We start from the raw sequence: 22441 nt of genomic DNA on the forward strand, positions 1-22441 counted from the left end.
ATTATTCTTAAGCCCCTTATTTTTCAAACGAAAAAGGAGCTTCATCACCATAATTTAGTGACGAAGCTCCTTTTTGCGTTGTGGATTTTCCATATGGAGGCGAGGGGATTTGAACCCCTGTCCGAGGATAACGCCACAAGAGCTTCTACGAGTGTAGCTGCAGTTTTAAAGTCACCCGAGCAACGCCCCGTAACCGGCTCTACGTTGGGTCAGCCTGGTTGTCTTCTTCAGCTCACCGCAGACGGAGACTAGACAGCGTATCCCACTATAGGTTGAGCCCCTATCCTGCCACATTGGCGATGGAAGGTAGAAGCACTCCAGCAGTTTCTTAGGCTGCTAAAAGAGCAGGTTGATCAGTTCTTTCTCCCGATCCGTATTCGCGATTCGAGAACCGCTAAGCACCAGAACATCAAGAAAAACCGAGGTCAACCCGTTCGACATGGACAGGGAAGGTGCTGCGTCTTCTTGGGCTTTGGGCATGGAAATCACATTTCCCACGAGTGTCCCCCCCTCCTTTTCACGACATTCCCCGCGGAACAATTCTAGTCCTATAACTGCATGCCAAATCTTTTTAATTCGATAAAAATGCCTTCCAATCGCCTTCCTTTTTCCGTCAACGTATATTCGACGCGCGGAGGAACTTCCGGGTATACCGTTCTTTCCAGCATGCCATGGTCTTCCAGTTCTTTCAGACGGAGCGAGAGCGTCTTCGGACTAATGCCATCCATCGATTTCAGCAGGTCGCTGAATCGCATCGTCCCTTCGATCAGCAGATCGCGAATAATTAAAAAGGTCCATTTCGTCCCGATTACATCCAGCGTCTTGGCAATGGGACAAGGCACGCCAGGCGTTCCTTTGGTCAGAACGACTGGTTCAAGCTCACTCATTCAAGCACCCTCCCGACATTTTTTTGCTTAATTATCCCCATTGTATCACATAAATATACTTTCGGAAACTATATGAATTAAATATCACTACTTCCCTAAATGAATCTACTACACATATAATATCGTTGTGAGCCGATCATTCCACCCTACCTGAGGAGGTGAACAACATGTCTACGGAAATTCAACGAAGCAGGCCGCCCTTGGCGCTCGTCGCTCTCTTGATCAGCGCGTTCGCCATCGGCACGACGGAGTTCGTCATTATGGGCATCCTTCCGGAGGTTGCGGCCGATCTGCAGGTTACCTTAAGCGCCGCAGGCTTGCTCGTTACCGGCTATGCGCTGGGCGTCGCCATTGGCGGTCCGGTCATTACCGCCTTGACCGGGCGGCTGCCGCGCAAGTCGCTGCTATTCGGCCTGATGCTCATCTTCGTCGCCGGTAATCTGTTGGCCGCAATCGCCCCCAACTATGCGGTTCTGATGATCGCCCGCATCCTGGCTTCCTTTGCGCACGGCACCTTTTTCGGTGTCGGCTCGATCGTGGCCACACGTCTCGTTCCCCGCGAAAAACAAGCGAGCGCAATCGCCATGATGTTTGCCGGACTCACGCTCGCCAACATTCTTGGCGTCCCCTTCGGCACCTTTGTCGGGCAAATGTGGGGATGGCGCTCCACCTTTTGGATTGTGACGGCGCTCGGGATCATCTCTCTCGTCGGGATTGGCGGACTCGTCCCGCGCATCGCGCAAGAAGCCGTTGCGGGTTTCCGTCAAGAAATGCGCGTTCTTCGCAGCAAACAGGTAGGGCTTGCCTTACTGATGACGGTTCTGGGGTTTGGCGGAGTATTCACGGCCTTTACGTACATCGCCCCGATCCTGACCGACATCACGGGATTCGGAGCCGGTGCGGTTACGCCGATCCTGCTTGTGTTCGGAATCGGAATGACCATCGGCAACACCGTCGGGGGCAAGCTGGCCGATTGGAAGTTGATGCCCTCGCTCGCCGGGATGCTGGTGCTTTTGACGGCCGTGCTGGCCCTGTTTACGCTGACCAGCTCCTACAAAATCGCCACCGTGGTCACCGTGTTCGTCTGGGGCTTCGCGTCCTTCACCATCGTACCGGCGTTCCAAATGCGGGTGCTTCAGAAAGCAAAAGGCTCGCCGAACATCGCTTCCGCTTTGAACATCAGCTCTTTTAATTTGGCCAATGCCGGCGGAGCTTACTTGGGAGGCTGGATCATCGACAACGGCCCCGGGCTTCACGCTTTACCGTGGGTAGCCGCCATCGTGACCGCTGCCGGACTCTTGGTTGCACTGGCCAGCTGGTCGTTGGACCGTCAGGATGCCGAATTATCTTCACAAGCCGGGCATGGCCGCACGTTAAACACATAATAAGGAGATGGAGAAAAAATGAAAATTTTGATCATTAACGGTCATCAAACATATCGTTCGGCGGAGGGAAAACTGAATCAAACCTTGGTCGATCGAATGGTAAGCACGTTGAGCGAAAATAACGAGGTCCAAACGACCATTATTCAAAACGGCTACAACATCGAAGAAGAGCAGCAAAAATTTATTTGGGCCGACGTGATTATTTACCAGACGCCTGTATACTGGTTCAGCGTTCCCGGACTCCTGAAAACGTATATGGACGAAGTGTATGCTTACGGGTTGTTTTTCAAAGGCGCCGAGCAGTACGGCAGGGGCGGTATGTTAACCGGCAAAAAATATATGCTCTCGACAACTTGGAACGCTCCGAAAGAAGCGTTCAACGATCCGACGCAGTTTTTTAAAGGAGCCGACCTGGAAGAAGCGTTAAGCCATTTGCACCGGGCGCAGGAGTTCCTCGGCTTGCAGCCTTTAAAAAGCTTCGCCTGCTACGATGTCATCAAACATCCGAAGATCGACCAGTTCACGGCCGAGCTCGACGCCCATCTGCAATCGGTATTGAATCAATAATTCGCTTACCCAAAAAGGAGGATATCTCATGTTGCAAAATCAAAAAGTGATCATGATCGGCGGCAGCTCCGGAATCGGTCTGGAAACCGCGAAGCAGGCGATTGCGCTCGGCGCGGAAGTGATTATAGCCAGCCGCTCGGAGCAAAAACTGCAAAGCGCCAAAGAGCAGCTCGGACCGAAGGCCACAGCTTATACGCTCGATACGACGGACGAAGGACAGGTGCAGGTATTTTTTGCAAAAGTCGGATCGTTCGATCATCTTGTCGTCAGCGCCGCGGAAACTTCGGGCGGACCGTTCCTTCAAACCGATACGGCGCAAGCCCGCAAATTGTTCGAAAACAAATTCTGGGGCCAATACTATGCGGCCAAATACGGTGCGCCGCACATCTCGAAGAACGGGTCGATTACCCTGTTCTCCGGCGTGGTCGCCTACAAAGCGATGGTCGGCTCGTCCGCCCTTGGCGCGGTCAATGCGGCGGTCTCGAATCTGGGCCAGACGCTGGCGCTGGAGCTTGCTCCGATCCGGGTCAATATCGTATCCCCGGGGATCATCGATACGCCTTCGCGCAGCAAAATGCCGGAGGACGCGCGCAAGCAGTTTTACGAAACCGTGGCCGGCAAGCTCCCGGTCAAACGGGTCGGCCAAGCGGAGGATGTCGCGCAGAGCGTGCTCTATCTGATCCAAAACGGTTTCGTGACCGGCACCGTTATGCACGTGGAAGGCGGGCATATTTTGACTTAAGGTTCGTTCCGGGCTTCTCCTAGCCCGGCATTTTTGTTAGTATCGCTTTAGAATACTTACCCTTTACTATTCAGGATGGAGCGTGCTTTACGACCTTACCTATTACCATATGCGCCTCATTCGTTAGGAATCGCCAACACTGGCGATTTTGCGGACTTGGGCATAAAAAAAGAAGAAAGGAATTTCTCCCTTCTCCCCACTTCTATTCGCCTATTGCAATTAACCGCTGAAGATCCGCTTCCAGCATCTCTTCCGTCACGGCGCCTTGGCTGAAAGCAGCGAGCACGCGCAGCGGCATATTCCTGACAAACTCCAGCATCATATCCGAACCGTCCTCTTCCAGCGCATGCATCACCTTGTTCTCGCTGTACTTCCGAAGCATCTCGCGAAAGATCGGCGACAACTGCGGATCGTCCAGCAAATCGCCTACGAGCGAATTTCGGGTAACGGTTTTCTTTAATTTGACGCTCGATTGCACGCGAATCGTCTCTTGAAGCACGAGCTCGGCCGATGATTTTCCGATCAAGATTTCAAAATCGCCGGTCTCCACATGCCAGTCCTGCAAATCCGGATTGTAGTAGGCGAATGCGCGCTTGTCCAACACGAACTCGACGGTCTTTTCCTCCCCGGGCGCCAGCTCGACCTTTTCAAAGCCTTTAAGCTCTTTTTCCGGCCGGATCACGCTTGCTTCAACATCTCGCACATACAGTTGGACGATTTCTTTTCCGGGGAGTTCGCCCGTATTTCGGACACGAACGCCGATACGTACCGTCTCAGTATCCCGGATTTCCCGTTTGTCGACGGTCATGCCGCTGTATTCGAATGTCGTATAGCTTAATCCGTGCCCAAACGGAAACAAAGGCTCGATCTGCTTCGCATCGTAATAGCGGTAACCGACAAACAGCCCTTCCTTGTACTCCACCTTATCCCCTTCGCCCGGGAAATTCAAATAGGAAGGATTATGGCTTAGTTGTTTCGGGAACGTTTCGGCCAGCTTGCCGCACGGATTCGCATCCCCGAACAGCAAATCGGCAATCGCGCCGCCTAGCGCCTGACCGCCCAGATAGCCTTCGAGCACGCCCTTCACGCGATCGATCCAGGGCATCTCGACCGGCGCGCCGTTGCTTAAAACGACGGCCACATTGCTCTGCACTTCCGCGACGGCCTCAATCAGCTTCCGGTGATTGTCGGGAATCCGCAAATGCTGCCGGTCATACGCTTCGGATTCGTACCGTTCCGGCAGGCCCGCGAAAATGACCGCGGCCTTTGCTTGCGCCGCCGCCAGCTTCGCTTCCTGAAGCAAGCGATCGTCGATGTCGTCGCTTTCCAACGGATAGCCTTCGGCGTATACGATGCTGGCTGCGGCCCCTGCCGTTCGGCGCATTTCTTCATAAATATCGTCCAATCGGGTCGGGTTGATGTGGGAGCTTCCACCGCCTTGATACCTCGGATGTTTCGCCAACGCCCCGATCACGGCGATCGTGCCGTCCTTTTTCAGGGGCAGAATGCCGTCTTCATTTTTAAGCAGCACCATGCTTTCGCGCGCGACGGTTCTGGCCAGATCATGGTGAGCCTCCGTATCGAAGGAAGCATGTTCCTTTTTCCGATCGACCGCTTGGAAAACAACGCGCAATATTCGCTCTACAGCCTTGTCCAGCGCTTCCTCGGACAGCTTGCCGCTCTTCACCGCATCTACGATTTTCCGGTCGCCGAGGCCGTTGCTTGACGGCATTTCCAACTCCAACCCGGCAGCCAATCCCTTCGCCCGGTCGTTCACGGCCCCCCAGTCGGACACAACAAAGCCTTCATGTCCCCACTCTTCCTTCAAAATACGGGTCAGCAAGTTCTCATGCTCCGAGCAATACTCGCCGTTGACCTTATTGTAGGCGCACATCACGGTCCAAGGCTGAGCCTGCTTGACCGCTCCTTCGAAGCTTGCCAAATAAATTTCCCGCAAGGTCCGTTCGTCCACAACCGCATCCACGGTCATTCTTCGATGCTCTTGGTTATTCACGGCAAAATGCTTCAGCGACGTTCCTACACCTTGACTTTGGACGCCCTGGATATGGTAGGCCGCCATTTCCGACGATAAATAGGGATCTTCCGAGAAATATTCAAAATTTCTGCCGCAAAGCGGCGAACGTTTGATGTTGGCCGCCGGCCCCAGCAGGATCGCAACGTCCTCGGCCTGACATTCTTCGCCCAACGCGACGCCGACTTGCTCCATCAGCTTGCGGTCCCACGAGCAGGCCAAGCCTGCCGCCGAAGGAAAGCAGGTCGCCGGCACGCTGTCGGCAAAGCCCAGATGGTCTAAACCTCCCCGCTGCTTCCGGAGTCCGTGAGGGCCGTCTGTAAGCATAATTGATGGAATCCCCAGCCGTTCCACCGCCTTCGTTTGCCAGAAGTTCAAGCCGGAGCATAACCCTGCTTTCTCCTCTACGGTCATTTGCGCGATAAGCTGCCGTATATATCTCTCCATTAGCATCCTCCCCATACGATGAATCCGATGTCAAAAAATAATCGTATTGAACGATTCCGGTTCAAGCTCCAAAGCTTGCGTGCGCATTCCATCACTTAGTCGGAGAATCCGCGGCTCGGCGAACGGATTGGCCACAATCACCGCTTTTTGTCCGTTCGGCGCTGCAAAGGCAAGCGCATTTCCGGCCCACGGACCTTTCAACCCGATGCGCGACGAACCCGGAGCAACGAAATGCGAGAAATGTTTCATCACAAAAAACTCGGGATTGTACACGGCCCGCTTGGCGGCAGGATCTGCCGTGATCATCGAATTTTGCTCCCAGCCCCACGTACTTCGCCCTTTCGGCTCTAGCACCATGTTCCAATAAATATAGCTGTTTACGCCGTTCGTGAAATAATGCTGATATAAATTAAAAACATATTTTGCGTAGTCCCACGTATTCAGACCATCTCCGCATTCGTTTTCCGTCTGCATGTAGCGAAGGTCCGGATAGCTCTGCACGGTTCGTTGAATCGCATATTTGCCCGCCCATTGGTAACCGACGCCTTGAATATATTTATAAGCTTCCGGATCGCTTAACACGGTATTTGCATAAACATCGTAATCCGAAGTCGATTTGTGCAGCATTTCCTGCCACGGCTCCGGCGCATTGATCGTTCCCAGCCAAATTTCCGTATCCAGCCCGTGCTCCTCGAAGGCCGGCCCTAGATAGTCGCGGATGAACTCGCGAAGCTGCTCTCCTGTCCAAACGCACGACGGGAATTTCTGGTCGGCGACCACTTCATTTTGCACATGAATCTGATGAATCGTAATGCCTTCTTGACGATACGCTTCCACAAACTTGACGAAATAAAGCGCATAGGCCTGCAAAATATCCTTTTCCCAACGCAGCGTTCCATAATTGTAGGCTTTGGGAAACTTCATCCAGGTCGGCGGACTCCACGGGGAAGCAAAAAATTTCAACTCCGGATTGCACGTTAACGCTTCTTTGATATAGGGAATCAAATACTGACGATCCCGTTCGATGGAGAAATGCTCCATCGCCAAATCTCCGTCCGTCTCGTTCAGACTATACCATTCGAGCGCGTAATCACTGGCGCCGATCGGCAGCCGGCAGATGCCGAGCTTTAGCTCTCCTTCGGGGTGAAATAAGGAGTGAAGCACGCGTCCCCGTTCTTCGGGCGTCAAGTGGCTTAACGCCGTAAAGCCCAATTCGTTAAAGCAGCCTCCAAAGCCCTCTACCGTTTGAAATGCTTCGCCGGTAATCGTGAGGTTGGCGTCGCCTCCCGCTTGGCCGGAGACCGGTTTTTCCGTCCAGCAAGCGTCTTTCGTACTTGAAATCCAGCGAATATCGCGATTGCCCATGAAGTAAACCCTCCTATGCTTCTCTCTATGCGTAGTAACCCGTAGCCCGTTACCCTTTTACAGCGCCGTCCGTAATCCCTTGAATGATCCAGCGCTGGAAAATGGCAAAAAAGACGACGATCGGGATCGAAGACAAAATCAAGGATGCCAGAATCAACCCCCATTCCCTGCTGTACTTGCCGAAAAACATGTTGATCGTCAACACGAGCGTATAATTGCGGAAATCGGTAAGCAGCAGCACCGGAAGCAGGAAGTCGTTCCACAGCCAGAGCATGTTTAAGATCACAATCGTAAACGTAATCGGCAGCAGCAGCGGAAAAATGATCGTAAAATACGTCCTGAACTCGCCGCAGCCGTCGATTTGAGCCGACTCGTCGAGCTCGCGCGGAATGCCTTTCACAAATCCGTGGTACAAAAAGATAGCCATATTGATGCCTAGTCCCGCACATACGATCCCAAGCCCCAGCGGCGAACCTTGCAGCCCCAGCCCTTTGGCCATTTTGGTCAAGGTGACCATGATCGTCTGGAAAGGAATCAGCATCGAAGCGACAAACAGCATGAACACAAAATTGCTTAGTCTGCCCCGCGTCCGGGAAAGCTTATATCCGGCCAAAGAGCTGAAAAAGACGATTCCCGTAATCCCCGTTACCGTGACCACGACGGTATTCCAGGCGCTTCTGAGCATGTTCGCTTTCTTGAACGCCTGAACGTAGTTGTCAAATTGCGGACTAGCGGGGAAGCTTAAGACGGAACGGTACATATCGCCCGGAGATTTCAAGGAATTGATGATCGCCATATAGATTGGGAAAAGGAAGTAGACCGCCAGCAAGGACAGCACGACGAGCGACAAAACGGAATACATACGCCTGTTCACGCTTCCACCTCCCGTTTCTTCATCACCGACACTTGAACGAGCGTAATGACCAGAATAATCAGGAAGAGGATGATCGCCTTGGCGCTGGCATAGCCGTAACGGTAGTTGCGCTGATAAGCTTCCTCCAAAATATTCATCGTAATTACCTGCGTAGCCCGGGCAGGACCTCCTCCGGTCAATGCAAAGATGAGGTCATACACCTTGAACGAGCTGTTCAAAGTCAGAAAAATGCAGATCGTCAGCGCGTGTGTGATTAAAGGCAGCGTAATGTAACGAAGCATATGATACGGCTTGGCTCCGTCAATGATGGCCGCTTCCTTCAAATGCTGCGGAATGCCTTGGATGGCGGACATATAAATAATCATCAGGGTGCCGACGCCGCCCCATACGGAGACAAGCATGATGCTCCAGAACGAGACGTTCGAGTCGCCGAGCCAGGATTGACCGAGAAATTTTAAAGCGGCATATTCGGACAGGGCGGGCATCACTTTTGTAAACACGAACACCCACATAAACGTACTGATAATGACGCTGAGCATATTGGGCATGAAAAAGATCGTTCGGAAAAATCCCTTCGCTCTTTTTTGCGACTCAATCAGTAGAGCGAGCAGCAGCGCCAGGGCGTTTTGCAGCACGACCGCAAACAAGACATACTTGGCGGTAAATAAAAGCGCCGTTCTGAAGTTGGCATCGTCGCGAATGGCTTCGACGAAATTTTGGAGCCCGATGAAGCTGTAGGACTTATTCAAGCCGTCCCAGTTCGTGAAGCTGTAGTAAGAGCCTTGCAGCACGGGAATGACCAAGAAAATGACATATAATATAAAAGCAGGAAGTACGAACAAAATCAGAGAAGTCGTTGCTTTGGACGGGCGTTTCAGCATGATGTTCAATCCCTCCTTCGGGGAAGCCGCGCCCTGTTCTCAGCAGAACGGTTGGCTGCGGGAACAGGGCGCGACGCTCTCTTTCGGACACTTATTTTTTATTGGCGGCCGCGTTGGCATCCTTCCAGGTTTTATCCAGATCTTTGATGACGTCTTCTTTGGACATCTTCTTGCTGAAGTAGGCCTGCAGCGCCTTGCCTCCTTCGTCCTTAACCGCAGAAGGAATCGACGGGTCCTTGTAGGATTTCCCTTTGTTCACGTAGCTCGAAGCTTCCTCCACCCAAGGATAAGGCTTGAAGGTATGGGTTTTGGAGACGGGATTGAACTTCAGGCTTTGATAAAGCTCGTTCGACGCTTGATCGTCCAAGATATAGTTCAGCAAGTCGAGCGATACCTCTTTATTTTTGCCGTTCGGGGCCATCGCCAAGGAGGTGGATACGGATACATTAATCATCGTCGCATTCGGATCGTCATTAATCGGCAGCGGCGCGACGCCAAAATCAAGCTTGTCGTTGACCTTCAGGATGCTGTCGGAATCCCAAGGCCCCTGTACCCACATGGCGGCCTTGCCGCTCGCGAACTCGGCGGCTCCGTCATCGTTGCCGATTTCAAAAGCGCGGTCCGTTCCGTTCGCGTTCACAAGGTCAATAATGTCGAACATCTCCTTAATATCCGCAAAGCTGCCCTGCCCCTTGTTCATGCTGTCGACAAAGTCTTTGTGGCTCGTATTGACCAATCCGCCGATGGTAAGCGAAAGGAACAGCTGCGGAACCCAGCTTTCTTTGTAGCTGAGAAGAAAAGGCTTGACGTTATTGTCTTTCAGCTTTTGTGCAACCGCCTTCATTTCTGACAGCGTGGCAGGCGGCTTCAGTCCCAAATCGTTGAATATTTTTTTGTTGTAGAGATATCCCCATTCCAGACTTTCCATCGGAACCGCCACCACTTTATTGTCGATCGAGACGATGGGCTTGATCCCGTCGCTCAGCTTGCTTGCCAGCGGCTGGCTGGATAAATCCGACAAATAGCCGGCTTTGTAATAATCCGGAATCTCGTTCACCGCATGGATGGAAAAGATGTCCGGCACATCTCCGGTAGCCAGCCGGGTTTTCAAGATTTGCGCGGCATTCTCCGCCCCCGGATACTCGGAGTTAATCGAGACTTCGATATTTTTCTCTTTCTTTTCCTTCTCGGCAAACTGGGCGAAGTACTTGTCGAATTGATCGCGGAAACGGTCCAGGCCCCCGAGGAAAATTTTCAGCTCGACCTTTTTCGGTGCCCCCGCGGCTTGGTTCCCCTGCGCTCCCGAACCGCCGGCGTTATCGCCGCTTCCGGCCGATGAACAAGCGACCGTAGACCCCAGCATGAGAATAGCAGCTGCTGTTGTAAGTGCTTTCTTCATTGCTTGTATCCTCCCTTTTTCGTGATGGCGCTTACGTGTTTAGTATAATCGGGAGTGCGCCTCGGGCGCATTGGACCGGATTTGCGTCATGGACTGGACGATATTGATATTAGGCTTGAGGGTCCTGCCTGACTTGATTGGGAGTAATCCCGGTTACTTTTTTGAACAAGCGGTGAAAATAAGTAATATCCGAGTAGCCTACGGCTTCCGCCGCGCTTTTAATGGAATTGGCCGGATCTAGCAGCAGTTGCTTTGCTTTGTCCATCCGTTTGGAAATGATGTAATCCACGACCGTCGAGCCGGTTTCCTGCTTAAACGTCCGGGACAGGTGCTCCTTGCTGACGAAAAATCGGCCGGCGACCGATTCCAAAGTGATCGATTCCGCGAAGGAAACGTCGATATATTGCCTGACTTCGTCAATGTCGATCCTGTTCTTGCTTCTTCTCCGGTGAATCCATTCCTCCAGCACGGCAGCGTACGCGGCGGACAACACCTTGATCCACTGCGACAGAGGCGTATCGTCCGAAACGTAAAAGTTATTGGCGCATGCCGGAATCGCGAACGCCGCATCCGTTCCCGCCATGGATGCCTGTTCCTCCAGCAATAAAAGGAATTGCTTGTACAACGTATTGTTAAAGCCGGGCTGGAACGGTTCCCGGGCTCTCAATACTTGCTCCAATTCCTTGAACCGACCCTGAACGGCCTCCACCTGCATGCCCTGAAAATGGCCGGAAATGATCCGCTTATACTCCGTGATGATCTTCAGCATGGGTTTGTCCAGCGGCTGCACGGTATGAAGCCCCCGGGCGATCCGCCATTCCCGGACGGCCTTCTCCAGCGCCATGTTCAGCTCTTCCGGGTGGATCGGCTTCAAAATGTATTCATCCACTTTGGATCGAATTGCCTGTTTGGTATAAGAAAAATCGTCATAGCCGGTGATTACAATCTTGCGGATAAACGGGTAGTCCTCCGTCAGCTTCTGCAAAAGCTGGATCCCGTTCATCCCGCGCATCTTCATGTCCGTAATGACAATTTCCGGGCTGATTTCATCGATGATTTTCAACGCGCTCAAGCCGTCCTCCGCCTCTTCGACCCGATCGATGCCGAAACGCGCCCAGTCGGCCAGTTGCCGAATGCTGCTCCGCGTCCAAAATTCGTCGTCAATAACGACAGCCTTCATACGGCTTCCTCCTCTCCATGCTGCGGAACGGCAGGAATGACAACTTTGACCGTCGTACCCGCTCCTGCCCTGCTGTCGATAAACAATCCGTACTCTTCCCCGAAAATAAGCTTAATCCGGGAATGCACATTGCCGAGGCCCAGACTCTCGCCCAGCTCCCGGTCTTCCGATTCGTCGTTCAACCGGCTGCGCAGCTCTTCCAGCCGCGTTTCCTCCATGCCGACACCGTTATCCTCGATGCTGATCTCGATTTCATCCAACACCTTCTGCGCCGTAATCGTAATGGACCATTCCGCCATTTTCCCCTCAAGTCCGTGAACAAAACAGTTCTCGACGATGGGCTGTAGCGAGAACTTCGGAATCTGACAGGACCGGCATTCGTCATCGACATCCAGATGAATGCGGATCATGTCCTGAAAGCGCAATTTTTGAATCTGCAAATAATTGCTCACGTGCTCCAACTCATCCGCAACCGTGACCAAGTCCGACTTCATTCGAATCGTGTAGCGGAATATATCGCTAATCGCGCGGACATGCTCATAAATTTCGGGAACGTTCCGCGAGATGGCGATACCGCCTATGGCTTGCAACGCATTTTGCAGAAAATGCGGATTGATCTGCGCCTGCATCGCTTTCAGCTGCGCCGTCCGCTTCTCGATCTTGCTTTTGTATTCGATCTGGATCAGTTCTTTGATCCGCTGAAGCATGGAATTAAACCGCCGCTCCAGCGTGCCGATTTCATCGCTGCGTATGTTGCTGACACTGACATCGAAGTTTTGGAATTCCACCGCTTTCATCGATTTCGTCAGCCGGATGATCGGTTTCGTCGTGTAATAGGCGGTCAAGATCGCGGCCATGATCGCCAGCACAATAAAGATGACGGCGGTAAAGAAGCTGAAGCTCAACGTCGACGAAGCGCCTTTCGTCAAATAATTCATCGGAATAAACTTGATAATCCGAAGCTGACCCGATACGGCGGGCTGGTAAAACAATAACCCCTGCTTCAGCTCCATATGTCCGGGCCCGTCCGATTTGGCGGCAGCCTCCTTCAAGATTTCACCGGGCAGAGCCTCCTGCTGCGAATTCGCATAAGGGTTATACATCATATTTCCTTGATTGTCCAAAATCATCACTTGGCTGTTCGGTTCCGAATGGATCATGTCCAGCACGCTGTTCATCATATTCCAACGGACATCCAGCGATATCCCGCCAAGTACCTCCCGATTCTCAAACCGGTTCATCGTACGTACCAGGGTAAAATTATTATGTGCCGCATGCATCACCCTGTTAACGCTTTCAAACGATTGATCCAAATCCCCCCAGTTTCCAAAGGGAGCATTGAGTTGCCCGGTTGAACTCACCGCATCTTTATCGACGACGAATAAACGGTGCTTGGACTTCAAATAAAGCGAAATCCGCACGATATTTTTATTATTGGCGATATATAAGGATCTCAGCTTCTCTTGAATATAGGAGTCCGCCGCATCCGCGCTATTTGCGCCGTTGTCCAATTCCCCGCTCCCGTTTGGAAACAGGTTGTGGTCAAGCAGAAGGGAATAGCTCACCGCCTGCAGCTGATCGAATTTTTCATCCAAATATTTCGCAGCCCAGTCCATTCTCGATTCGTTGGAGCGGATCACTTCCAGGCTCAAAGATTGCTTGGTCGTATTCGCCGCAAACAGGGTGACCAGGATTAACGGCATGATCGCAATCGTCACCATCAAAAGCATCAGCTTGTACCTCAGGCTCTTCTGAAAGCGATGGAAGAGTCGCTTCATCATGGTGCCGGCCTCCCATAAAATCAAATGTTCGCCTTTATTGTAGCAGATTCAGTACGCGCCGGCAGCAAAGCGATAAAAATTGTTTATCGGTCCATTTATTTCCTAACTGAAAAAGGGCAGGTCGAATGCTAATTCGTCCGCCCTTTTTTTGCAGTTGAATGATGCTTTGGTTACCGGTACGCCTGTAATCTCCGATTCAAGTCCCGCGTGCTGGCGTAAACCGATTGATATATTCCGAATAAGTCCTGGTACACCGCCGCACGTTGCGGGTCCGGTTCAAATTGCCGTTCATAGCCGACGAACCGCTCAGCGCACTCCGCTATGCTTCTGTACCAACCGCAGCCGACCGCGGCAAGCATGGCCGCTCCTAAAGCGGGGCCCTGCTCGCTAGTCAGCTTCACGACCGGAGCTTGGAAAATATCCGCCTGCATTTGCAGCCAAACCTCGTTTTTGGCCCCGCCGCCGATGGAGACGATCGTCCCTACTTCGACTCCCGCTTCCCTCAACATCCCGACCGACTCATTTAAGGAAAAAGTAATCCCCTCCATCACAGCCCGAACCAAATGCTCGCGCCGATGCGAGCCGTCCAGCCCGATAAAGCTGCCTCTGATCACGGAATCCGCGTGAGGCGTGCGCTCCCCGACGAGATACGGCGTAAATAACAGCCCTCCCGCGCCGGCTGGCACCTCGGAAACCTGCGCTAAAAATGCATCGTAGCTTTCCTCAGCCGCAATCGTTTTCTTGAGCCAATCCAGACTATATCCCGCCGCAAGCGTGACGCCCATCGCATAATAGCCGCCCGGCTGCGAGTGGTTAAAGAAGTGGATGTTCCCCGCGAAATCCTTCTCCCGATCCTCGTAGGACAAGATGACCCCCGAGGTTCCAATGCTGCACAAAGCGTCGCCCTTCTTTAAAATACCGGATCCGACCGCGCCACACGCATTATCGGCTCCTCCCGCATACACCTTCGTCTCGGGTGCAAGCCCCGTCCGGGCCGCGATTTCCGGCAGCAAGCAGCCGACGAAATCCAGCGATTCCGCAAGCTGCGGACATAGGCTCGTGTCGATGCCGAAGGCGTCGCAAATTTCCCGGCTCCATTGCTTCCCGATCACATCGAGCAGCAGCGTGCCTGCCGCATCGGAAATATCCATATGCAGCTTGCCTGTCAGACGATAGCGCAAATAATCTTTGGGAAGCAGGAACACCGCCGCTTTGCGGAATACCTCCGGTTCATGCTCCTGCACCCACATGATTTTCGGGAGCGTAAAGCCTTCCAGGGCGGCATTTTTCGTAATGTGATAAAGCCTCGGCCCAAGCTTGCTTTCGATCGCTCTGCACTGCGCCGTCGTTCTCGTGTCGTTCCAAAGAATCGCCGGGCGAAGCGCCTGCCCCTGCTCATCCAGCAACACCAGGCCATGCATTTGTCCCGAGAAGCTGATCCCTTCGATATCCTTGGGCTCCACTCCCGACTCCTGCACCAAAGCGCGCAAACCGTCCACGGTTTGACTTACCCATGCCTCCGGCTCCTGTTCGCTATATCCGGGCTGCTCGTGCTGCAGCGGATAGCTCCGCGACGTCTCGCAGCGCACCTTCCCTTCTTGATCGACAAGAAGAGCTTTTACGGAACCGGTGCCTAAATCAATCCCTATAACATATTTCATGCCCTATCCTCCCCAAGGAGTGATCGTTCGCCCGCTTATACGGAAAAAATATACTCATTCAACTCAGCTTTGATCCGCTCCAGTCTGCCGGATTTGTTGCCAATCGTCTGGTTGCCGAGCGCGTACTGCTCCAATTGGCGGAAATCCGCTTTGCCCGACACGATATCGAGGCCGATGCCGCTCTTGAAGCTGCTGTAACGCTCATCCGTAATTTTCTCAAAAAAGCGGTCCTCCATCAATTTTGCCGCAACCTTCAAGCCTTTGGCAAACGTATCCATTCCCGCGATATGCGCATGGAACAAATCTTCCGGCTCGAACGACGATCTTCTGACCTTCGCGTCGAAGTTCACGCCGCCCGATCCGAGGCCTCCGTTGCTCAAAATTTCATACATCGCGAGAGTAACCGCATACAGATCGGTCGGGAATTCATCCGTATCCCAGCCAACCAGCAGATCGCCCTGGTTCGCGTCGATGGAACCGAGCATGCCGTGCAAGCGGGCCACACGCAGCTCGTGCTCGAAGGTGTGTCCGGCGAGCGTCGCGTGATTCGCTTCGAGATTCAGTTTAAAATGATCCTGCAGCCCGTATTTTTGCAGGAAAGCAATGGTAGTCGCCGCGTCAAAATCATACTGGTGCTTCGTCGGCTCCTTCGGCTTCGGCTCGATCAAAAACTGCCCCGTAAAGCCGATTTCTTTCGCATAAGCAACCGCCATATGATAAAATCTCGCCAAATTATCGAGTTCAAGCTCCATATCCGTATTGAGCAGCGACTCGTATCCTTCGCGGCCGCCCCAGAACACATAATTTTCCGCACCCAGCTCTACCGCCGTTTCCAGCCCTTTCTTCACCTGCGCCGCCGCGTACGCGTACACGTCCGCATTGGAGGTCGTTGCCGCGCCATGAACGAATCGCGGGTTCGTGAACATATTAGCCGTGTTCCACAGCAGCTTTACGCCGCTCGCTTTCATGTGCTCTTGGATGGAGGCCACGATCACATCCAGATTGTGATTCGTTTCTTTCAGCGAATCGCCCTCGGGCGCAATATCCCGGTCATGGAAGCAAAAATAAGGAGCGCCGATCTTCTCAAAAAATTCAAAAGCCGCCTCGACGCGTACCTTCGCCAAGTCCAACCCGGTGTAGTTCGTCCAAGGACGAATGGCCGTATCGACGCCAAACGGATCGCTGCCCCCGCCTGTCAAGGTATGCCAGTAGGCTACGGCAAAGCGAAGATGCTCCTCTTGCGTTTTGCCAAGCACGATTTCCGATTGGTTGTAATGCTTGAATGCCAACGGATTTTTGGAATCTTTCCCCTCGAACTGAATCTTGCTGACCTTATTGAAATAACTCATATCGATTCCTCCCTATGTTGGAAAAATGGCTTAATTTCATGTTAGCACCGGATACTTTGTTTGTCCAGTAGACAAAGTAAGTTGAGCTTTTATTTTTTGCAATCCATGTTATGATAAAGAAAAAGCACCGACAATAGCAGGCTTTGGAGGATGGCATGAAAATCACCGGCGATTTGCAATTGATGAAAAAAATAAACAAATATCTTGTTCTGGACACGATCCGCCACCATTTTCCGATTTCCAGAGCGGATATTTCCGTGAAAACCGGTTTAAATAAAACGACGGTCTCTTCCCTTGTCACCGAACTGATCGACAGCCACTTTGTGACCGAAATCGGGCTTGGGGAGTCCAGCGGCGGAAGAAAGCCGATGATGCTGCTGTTTAACCAGCAGGCCGGTTACGCGATCGGCGTCGATCTCGGCGTAAATTATATTTTGGCGATGGTCACCGATTTGGGCGGAACCATCGTCAAGGAGAAAAGAATCGACATGACCGATTTGAGCGTGGAGACGGTGACGGAGAAGCTCAAGAAATGCATCCATTCGCTCATCAAAAAAACACCTTCGTCTCCCTACGGCATCATTGGAATCGGCGTCGGCGTACCGGGTCTGGTCGACGATCAAGGAAACGTGCTGTCCGCTCCCAATCTGGGATGGACCGACGTTCCCCTCCAAGAGATGCTAGAGCGAGAGTTCAACCTCCCGATCGCCATTGATAACGAAGCGAACGTCGGCGCTTTGGGCGAGAAGGAATTCGGCGCCGGACGTTCCGTCTCGAATATGATTTATCTCAGCGTCGGGATCGGGATCGGTGCGGGAATTATTTTGAACGATGGACTGTATCGGGGAGTGTCCGGCTTTTCCGGCGAAGTGGGGCACATGACCCTGGCGCAGGACGGGCCCCTCTGCGGGTGCGGCAGCCGCGGGTGCTGGGAAACGTTCGCCTCGGAGAAGGCGCTCATTCAACAAGCCAAATCCCTTCAGCTCGTTGACGAGAAAATTCAGGTCGCCGACGCGATCGACAAAATCAACTTGAGCACTTTGCTGCACCTGGCCAAGCGGGGAAACCGTCCGGTCATCGATCTTTTTGCAAGCACGGGACACTGGCTGGGGGTCGGGATTACGAATCTGGTGAATGTGTTTAATCCCGAGCTCATCGTGATCGGGAACCGCATGTCCTTGGCATCCGAATGGATGGCAGATTCCATCCGTGAAACGTTGAATTCGCACAGCCTCTCGTTCCATCGCCAAAAAATGAACGTCGTCTACGCCAAGCTTGGCATGAATTCCTCGGCTGCCGGCGCCGCGTCGATTGCGATCAACCGCTTCTTTTCGGCTATGAAGGCTTTAACGGATTAAGGGTTAGCCCCTCTACAAGAAAAAGGCCATTCCCCGCCGATTGTCGACGGTAGGAATGGCCCTCTTTTGCGTGAGCATCATTTCGTTATTTCGTGCTTGTCCGTTTTTCTGCCTTATTTTCAATCCTATAAGCGTGATGGGTCGAAGCTTCTTCCACATCGCCGTAAGCCCAGTGGCTCGAAGGCACATCCGACCAGGAAGGCGTGTCAACGCCTGTCAGCGGTCCACGGTTCTGCAGACGGTTGAAGATCGTTACGACCTCTGCGCGGGTCGTGTTTGCCTTAGGCCGGAACGTTCCGTCCGGATACCCCGACAAAATGCCTGCTTGACCGGCCGCATTGATTTCCCCGCGTGCCCAGCTGTCGGCAATATCCGCAAAGACATCCTTCTCGCCGCCCTGCAATTGCTTGAGACGAGCGACGATTCCCGCCATTTCTTCCCGGGTGATCGGTTGATTCGGCTTGAACGTACCGTCCGGGTATCCGTTCATATAGCCGGCCTTTGTAACAGCGGCAACTTCAGCTGCGCCCCAATCCGCGCTTGTCAGATCCGAATAAATCGCGGCCGGCGAATCCGATTTGGAGAGGTGATACAGCCGGTAGAGCATAGCCGCTACTTCTTGGCGGGTCACGTTCCTTTCCGGCTTAAATGTGCCGTCCGGATACCCTTCAACGTACTTCTCATGCTCGCCTGCTTGCTTGGAGGAATCGCCCGATGCGCCTGCCGCACCGTCGGTTCCCGCGCCTGACGGGATGGTTACGGTAAGAGCTTGTACAACTCCGGTTTCGACTCCGTTCACCACCGCTTTGATCGTAAACGGATGATCGCCCTTGGTTAATCCGGTTACCTTGTAGCTGGTGGAGGTAACGCCGGATGCAATAAGTTTACCGTTATCGTAGATGTTATACGAGCTCGCGCCGCCGAATCCGTTCCAATTCAACGTGACGCCCGTGCTTGTCACATCGCTTGCCGTGACCGAAGGCGATACGGAAACGCCGCCATAGCTTGGGCCGGAGCTCGAGCTTGGGCTTGAATTTGCGCTCATCGAGAAGCTAAGCGATACCAGGTCTTGACCTACATGGATAATTCCATCCCGGACATAGCTGTCCGCGCCGTTAACGGCCGGAACGTTCGGCTTGGCTTCCAATGAACTGTAGGAGCTATAGTCGGGCTTCGTTGCCGTAATATAGTAGTCCCCGTCCGGGAATACCATCCATGCATATTCTCCCGCCTGATTCGTTACTTGCGGGTTGTGGTTTTGATTTGGCGCAAAATCTGGCAGTTCAGGCAATTGAACCAACGTATTCGGGGTACGGCGTTTTTGCTTGTTCAGCTCCGTATCCGCCCAATACAAATTCATCGTAACGCCGCTAATCGGTTGGCCCGTTGCTGTATCCTTAACGACCCCGTACGGGTCGATCAACGAGTAGACTACCCCCGTTTCCCCGTTCTGGCTTACCTTCACGAGTGCGGATGGTCCGGCAAGCATCGTTCCGTCCTTAGCTTTAATTTGATACGAAACGATATATTGTCCCTGAGGAACATCGCTGATATCAAAGCTTCCATTGGAATCCAGTGGCATCTGAGTCACAAACGCACTCCCGTTGATCGCTTTCACCAATACCGATACATTTCCTTTGCCAAAAACGCTCTCGACGGTCGGCTGGGTATTGCTTGAAGAACGGTTGGACACAAACAGCTGGCCGCTAATTTTATTGGAAGAGACGATCGTTTCGCCCGTGCCGTTCAGTTGATCCACATGTACCGTTTGCTTTTTGGTTAACTGGACGGTCTGATTGCCCATTTTAACGGATGTGGTAATATCCACCATATAATCGTAATTGCCGCGAGGTACCGAAATTTGATAGGAGCCGTCCGGCCCTGTCGTCACCGTAGAGCTGAAGTCCGTAATGCCGTCTTGGTTGAAGTCGGCCGAGACCGAAACGGCAGCCCCCGCTATAGGCTGGCCTGTGATTTGATCGATTAAGATTCCCTTAATCGAAGCCGGCATGTAACGAATGTCAATCCCTTTTTGAACCGTTAAACCGGTCATCGGATCGGTTGCAGACGCCGTAATGACTTCGCGCACAGGAGTCGTGCTCCGAATGTCCGGCGCCGTAAAGGTAACCGACGCAACTCCGCTAGCATCCGTAACGGCCGTAACATCGCCTTCACCGCCATTGCCGAAATGGAAGACGACCGGTTTTCCGGCTACTGGCAAGCCGTTAAGCATCGCTACATTGGCAGAGAGCGTCACTTGCGATTTTCCGTCGCCGACTACGCTGCTTGGCGATGTATTCAAGGTTAGCTTGATCTGTGGCGAAGCACTTTGAACAACGATGGTTTCCGTCAAGGTTTTACCGTCATACGAAATTGTAATGGTCGCCGTACCGGGAGCTTTGGCGGTAATGACCCCGTGCGAATCTACCGTCGCAATGGAAGGATCCGAGCTCTGGTAAACCGCCTTGCCGGTCACATCCTGAATACTCTCGTCCAGGTAGACCGCCTGAATTTTCGTCTGATGCGTATCTCCCGCCGTCAATGTGAAGCTTGACTGATCGGCCTGAAGTTCTCTTAATGTCGACGTTGTAACATTCGAACCTCCGGAAGCTGACGATTCGATGCCATTGCTCACCGCTGTCACGGTAAAGCGATGCTCCGTTCCGCCAGTCAGTCCGGTTGCCGTATAGGTGGTTCCGGTCACGCCGGAGGCGATCAGCCGGCCGTTTTCATAAATATTATAGGTTTGGGCGCCAGGCACGGCATTCCAGGTCAAGGTAGCGCCCGTGGAGGTGACATCGTTTATCGAAACTCCTGTCGGCGCACCCAGCGTTACGGTTACCTCCGTTTGGGCGCTGCCATTGCCATAAACCGCTTGAATCACCGTAGTGCCTGCTCCGGCCGCGGTTACAAGCCCGCCCGCATTCACCGTTGCAACCCTGGAATTCATGGATTGATACGAAGCATAAGGAGTGACGTCCATACGGTAGCCGTCCGAATAAACGTAGCTCACCACAGTTTGGTGCGTTTCTCCGACGGGCAACGTATAGCTTACGCTATCCAGACTCAGTCCGGCGAAAACAGGAAGCGTCACGCGGTTCGAAAAGTCCGATTCAAGTCCGTTTTTGACTGCCGTGACCGTAAAGGTATTGAACGTGCCCTGCGCAAGTCCGCTTACATTGAAAGCGGGTCCCGTTACATTGGAGGCGTACAGAACGCCGTTCTTATACACTTTGTAGTAGGAAGCACCGGGAACCGGGTTCCAGCTCAGGGTCGAGGCCGTTTGGGCCGTTGCGCCCGTTTTCAACCCGGTAGGCGGGGCCGGAATCGAAACCGTTACATAAGCGCCGCCAACGGCGACAGCCGTTATATTGCCCGCGACGGTTCCGCCGCCGAAATCCAGGATCGCTTGACCTTGGCCCTGATTATCCGATGTCAGCGTAGACACGGGATTGCCGTTTGCATCCGTAAGCGTGCCTTGTGTGGATGAAACGGTGATTGGCGCATCCGAAACGGGATTGCCGTCGACATCGTATACCGTTGCGGTAACGCTCATTTTTCCGGGTTCGCCTGTCGGCGTTGTGTTCAACAGAACGCTGGTCGGCGCTTGCTTGTACACGACATCCGGTTGGTTGACATCGATAGGATCGAGTTGGTTTGTGAAATACCAGGATAAAATATCATGATTTTCCCACGACGAGCCCGTCGAAGCGGTAAAACCGGCATACACGCTGCTTTTGCCGGCGAATATGGCTCCCAAATCAATACCGGAGGCATCGATTTGCTGAACGGCCGTAGAGCGGTTATTCGTGTTGTTGGTGTAGACTCTCATCGTTTTATTTATCCCGTCGTAATCGATCCAGGCATAATGAATGTTGCCGTCTTTCATATCCATCTGGTTTTTGGGAATGGCTTTGTACCAGGTCGGATTCGTATTCGCGACGTTCCCGTTTTGGGCCAGCCCGACATAGTTATCGCTTGGATCGTTATGCTGGCCGGTATAGGTCTTGTTATCGAACGTATCGAACTTTACCGCAAAGCTGGGTTGAATGCCCCCATAGCCAATGCCGTCCCCCACGGACCCCGCAGTGCTTGACTTCGTCTGGATAGCAAAAGTAAAGCCGTCGGCTCCATCCGGGAAGGTATCGTTAGGATATCCGGAAGGGTCACTGATACGGAAAGCAAAGGAGGTGCTGAAAGAGAAGTTATTCGTACTGTAAATCAAGGACTTGTTAAAGGCGGAGCCGAATACTCCGGCCGTGGTTTTCGTCAAACGGAGCACCTTATTGTTGACTTGCGGCGTATTGTCAAAGAAGGCAGCCGCTTGACCGTTCATGGAAAGAAGATTCGTTTGATTCGGATTGTTGAAATTATCGTACTTAAAGGTGAGCCATTTCGTAACCGGCGTTTGACCGCCTGAGCTGCCCGCATGGACCTTTGAGGAAAAAGGCTGGACCATGGCCAGGATCATGCAGATGATGAGTCCCCATGCGGTCACTTTGTTATTGCGTTTTATGTAGTCGAACACGAAGC

General features: G+C 52.8%; 17 protein-coding genes. 5 read left to right on the forward strand and 12 right to left on the reverse strand.

What is annotated here, in order from left to right; genetic code table 11:
• A partial coding sequence (locus tag QMG93_RS12440) for a hypothetical protein (RefSeq protein ID WP_281936840.1) occupies positions 1-252 on the forward strand: 252 nt, incomplete at its 5' end.
• 84 nt (positions 253-336) lie between these two features.
• Here the strand turns inward: QMG93_RS12440 and QMG93_RS12445 are convergent.
• Positions 337-498, reverse strand: a complete 162-nt coding sequence (locus QMG93_RS12445; protein ID WP_281936842.1) for a hypothetical protein — start codon at positions 496-498, stop codon at positions 337-339.
• A 50-nt stretch (positions 499-548) separates the two neighbouring features.
• Positions 549-887, reverse strand: coding sequence for a winged helix-turn-helix transcriptional regulator (locus QMG93_RS12450; RefSeq protein ID WP_010498754.1), 339 nt, complete (start codon positions 885-887; stop codon positions 549-551).
• 167 nt (positions 888-1054) lie between these two features.
• On the opposite strand from QMG93_RS12450, the gene QMG93_RS12455 reads away from it, so the two are divergent.
• From QMG93_RS12455 to QMG93_RS12465, 3 genes are read left to right on the forward strand one after another with little or no spacing between them, the layout of a single operon-like run.
• On the forward strand, positions 1055-2272 hold the full coding sequence (locus QMG93_RS12455; RefSeq protein ID WP_281936847.1) for an MFS transporter: 1218 nt from the start codon (positions 1055-1057) through the stop codon (positions 2270-2272).
• A gap of 18 nt (positions 2273-2290) precedes the next feature.
• On the forward strand, positions 2291-2839 hold the full coding sequence (locus QMG93_RS12460; protein ID WP_281936849.1) for an NAD(P)H-dependent oxidoreductase: 549 nt from the start codon (positions 2291-2293) through the stop codon (positions 2837-2839).
• A 28-nt stretch (positions 2840-2867) separates the two neighbouring features.
• Complete coding sequence (locus QMG93_RS12465; protein WP_281936850.1) at positions 2868-3581, forward strand: SDR family oxidoreductase; 714 nt, start codon at positions 2868-2870, stop codon at positions 3579-3581.
• Positions 3582-3783: 202 nt separating this feature from the next.
• On the opposite strand, the gene QMG93_RS12470 is transcribed toward QMG93_RS12465, so the two are convergent.
• The 9 genes from QMG93_RS12470 to xylA all read right to left on the reverse strand — a co-directional run bounded on the left by QMG93_RS12470 (position 3784) and on the right by xylA (position 16550).
• The gene (locus tag QMG93_RS12470; RefSeq protein ID WP_281936852.1) at positions 3784-6060 is read right to left on the reverse strand and encodes a beta-glucosidase family protein; all 2277 of its coding nucleotides are present in this window, start codon (positions 6058-6060) and stop codon (positions 3784-3786) included.
• 30 nt (positions 6061-6090) lie between these two features.
• Entirely contained in the window at positions 6091-7425 is a 1335-nt protein-coding gene (locus tag QMG93_RS12475; RefSeq protein WP_281936854.1) for a glycoside hydrolase family 30 protein, read from the reverse strand.
• 49 nt (positions 7426-7474) lie between these two features.
• Positions 7475-8287, reverse strand: a complete 813-nt coding sequence (locus tag QMG93_RS12480; protein ID WP_281937252.1) for a carbohydrate ABC transporter permease — start codon at positions 8285-8287, stop codon at positions 7475-7477.
• Between the two features lie 8 nt (positions 8288-8295).
• On the reverse strand, positions 8296-9180 hold the full coding sequence (locus QMG93_RS12485; protein ID WP_281936856.1) for a carbohydrate ABC transporter permease: 885 nt from the start codon (positions 9178-9180) through the stop codon (positions 8296-8298).
• A 91-nt stretch (positions 9181-9271) separates the two neighbouring features.
• Complete coding sequence (locus QMG93_RS12490; RefSeq protein WP_281936858.1) at positions 9272-10579, reverse strand: ABC transporter substrate-binding protein; 1308 nt, start codon at positions 10577-10579, stop codon at positions 9272-9274.
• Positions 10580-10688: 109 nt separating this feature from the next.
• Positions 10689-11759 (reverse strand): response regulator transcription factor, encoded by a 1071-nt coding sequence (locus tag QMG93_RS12495; RefSeq protein WP_281936860.1) that lies wholly within the window; start codon positions 11757-11759, stop codon positions 10689-10691.
• Positions 11756-13540, reverse strand: coding sequence for a sensor histidine kinase (locus tag QMG93_RS12500; RefSeq protein WP_281936862.1), 1785 nt, complete (start codon positions 13538-13540; stop codon positions 11756-11758). Before QMG93_RS12500 ends, QMG93_RS12495 begins: the two co-directional genes overlap by 4 nt.
• A 170-nt stretch (positions 13541-13710) precedes the next feature.
• Entirely contained in the window at positions 13711-15201 is a 1491-nt protein-coding gene (gene xylB / locus QMG93_RS12505) for a xylulokinase (protein WP_281936863.1), read from the reverse strand.
• A gap of 35 nt (positions 15202-15236) precedes the next feature.
• The gene (gene xylA / locus QMG93_RS12510; protein WP_281936865.1) at positions 15237-16550 is read right to left on the reverse strand and encodes a xylose isomerase; all 1314 of its coding nucleotides are present in this window, start codon (positions 16548-16550) and stop codon (positions 15237-15239) included.
• A gap of 155 nt (positions 16551-16705) precedes the next feature.
• Here xylA and QMG93_RS12515 point away from each other — a divergent pair, with 155 nt between their 5' ends.
• Entirely contained in the window at positions 16706-17908 is a 1203-nt protein-coding gene (locus tag QMG93_RS12515; protein WP_281936867.1) for an ROK family transcriptional regulator, read from the forward strand.
• Between the two features lie 85 nt (positions 17909-17993).
• Here QMG93_RS12515 and QMG93_RS12520 read toward each other — a convergent pair whose 3' ends face one another.
• Positions 17994-22436 carry an S-layer homology domain-containing protein gene (locus tag QMG93_RS12520; RefSeq protein ID WP_281936869.1) on the reverse strand — a complete coding sequence of 1481 codons (4443 nt, stop codon included), beginning with the start codon at positions 22434-22436 and terminating at the stop codon, positions 17994-17996.
• Positions 22437-22441 lie beyond the last annotated feature (5 nt).

Source organism: Paenibacillus tyrphae (assembly GCF_027925525.1).
Classification (GTDB): domain Bacteria; phylum Bacillota; class Bacilli; order Paenibacillales; family NBRC-103111; genus Paenibacillus_G; species Paenibacillus_G tyrfis_B.

Coding starts and splice junctions, on each gene's coding strand:
- QMG93_RS12450 (WP_010498754.1), bottom strand. CDS start 887: ATGAGTGAGCTTGAACCAGTCGTTCTGACCAAAGGAACGCCTGGCGTG.
- xylA (WP_281936865.1), bottom strand. CDS start 16,550: ATGAGTTATTTCAATAAGGTCAGCAAGATTCAGTTCGAGGGGAAAGAT.
- QMG93_RS12490 (WP_281936858.1), bottom strand. CDS start 10,579: ATGAAGAAAGCACTTACAACAGCAGCTGCTATTCTCATGCTGGGGTCT.
- QMG93_RS12470 (WP_281936852.1), bottom strand. CDS start 6,060: ATGGAGAGATATATACGGCAGCTTATCGCGCAAATGACCGTAGAGGAG.
- QMG93_RS12515 (WP_281936867.1), top strand. CDS start 16,706: ATGAAAATCACCGGCGATTTGCAATTGATGAAAAAAATAAACAAATAT.
- QMG93_RS12500 (WP_281936862.1), bottom strand. CDS start 13,540: ATGATGAAGCGACTCTTCCATCGCTTTCAGAAGAGCCTGAGGTACAAG.
- xylB (WP_281936863.1), bottom strand. CDS start 15,201: ATGAAATATGTTATAGGGATTGATTTAGGCACCGGTTCCGTAAAAGCT.
- QMG93_RS12495 (WP_281936860.1), bottom strand. CDS start 11,759: ATGAAGGCTGTCGTTATTGACGACGAATTTTGGACGCGGAGCAGCATT.
- QMG93_RS12460 (WP_281936849.1), top strand. CDS start 2,291: ATGAAAATTTTGATCATTAACGGTCATCAAACATATCGTTCGGCGGAG.
- QMG93_RS12465 (WP_281936850.1), top strand. CDS start 2,868: ATGTTGCAAAATCAAAAAGTGATCATGATCGGCGGCAGCTCCGGAATC.
- QMG93_RS12475 (WP_281936854.1), bottom strand. CDS start 7,425: ATGGGCAATCGCGATATTCGCTGGATTTCAAGTACGAAAGACGCTTGC.
- QMG93_RS12485 (WP_281936856.1), bottom strand. CDS start 9,180: ATGCTGAAACGCCCGTCCAAAGCAACGACTTCTCTGATTTTGTTCGTA.
- QMG93_RS12480 (WP_281937252.1), bottom strand. CDS start 8,287: ATGTATTCCGTTTTGTCGCTCGTCGTGCTGTCCTTGCTGGCGGTCTAC.
- QMG93_RS12455 (WP_281936847.1), top strand. CDS start 1,055: ATGTCTACGGAAATTCAACGAAGCAGGCCGCCCTTGGCGCTCGTCGCT.